Below are 479 nucleotides of genomic sequence, written 5' to 3' on the forward strand. Positions count from 1 at the left end.
AGTTGGAGACTACGCTGCTGGACGACGCCTACAAGCTGGAGATGCTGGCGTTCGAGACCGCCAAGATCACTGCCGACAATGCCCTGGCCGCCTTCAACGCGGCGGTTGAGCACTACAAGGCGCTGCTGGCCGGCTACCAGGCCTATGCTGCCGCCTATGACACGGTGATCCGGGCCGAGCTCAACAAGGTCGAGGTCTACAAGGCTATGCTGGCGGCCGAGCAGACCAAGGCCGACATCAACAAGTCCCTGGTGGATCGCTACCGCGCCGAGATCGACGGGCGCATGGCGGTGGTCGAGATCTACAAGGCCCGCGTGGGCGCGGCCCAGACGCTGGTGGAACTGGAGAAGGCCCGCATCCAGGCCGGCGGCGAAGAGGTCAAGGCCTTCGTGGCCACGGTCAACGCACAGACGGCACTGGTTGACATCTACAAGACCCAGGTGGGAGCTGAGACTGCGAAGGTGGACGCTTATCGTGCG

Annotated in this window: 1 pseudogene; it reads left to right on the top strand. The window is 63.9% G+C overall.

The features are described from left to right. A pseudogene (locus L995_RS25815) lies at positions 1-479 on the top strand (hypothetical protein); the annotation flags it as partial.

The sequence above is a fragment of the Delftia sp. ZNC0008 genome (genome assembly GCF_000799035.1).
Classification (GTDB): domain Bacteria; phylum Pseudomonadota; class Gammaproteobacteria; order Burkholderiales; family Burkholderiaceae_C; genus Comamonas; species Comamonas tsuruhatensis.